At 65.7% G+C, this 274-nt stretch carries 1 pseudogene; it reads left to right on the top strand.

The annotated features are described in order from the left end of the window. Positions 1 to 274 (top strand): annotated as a pseudogene (locus IO24_RS41815) (glucose-6-phosphate isomerase); the annotation flags it as partial.

The following is a 274-nucleotide window of genomic DNA, read 5'->3' as shown; positions in this document are numbered from 1 at the left end:
CTACGACTCCGCGATCGGCCTGTCGCTGATGATCGCCATCGGCCCGGACCGCTTCCGGGAGATGCTCGACGGATTCCGCATCGTCGACGAGCACTTCCGCAACGCCCCCGCCGAGGCCAACGCCCCGCTCATCATGGGCCTGCTGGGCATCTGGTACGGCAACTTCCACGACGCACAGTCGCACGCGGTCCTGCCGTACAGCCACTACCTGTCGAAGTTCACCGCCTACCTCCAGCAGCTCGACATGGAGTCCAACGGCAAGTCGGTGGACCGC

Source organism: Streptomyces flavovariabilis (assembly GCF_000725785.1).
Classification (GTDB): Bacteria; Actinomycetota; Actinomycetes; order Streptomycetales; family Streptomycetaceae; genus Streptomyces; species Streptomyces hawaiiensis.
This window is presented reverse-complemented; position numbering and strand designations above follow the sequence as displayed.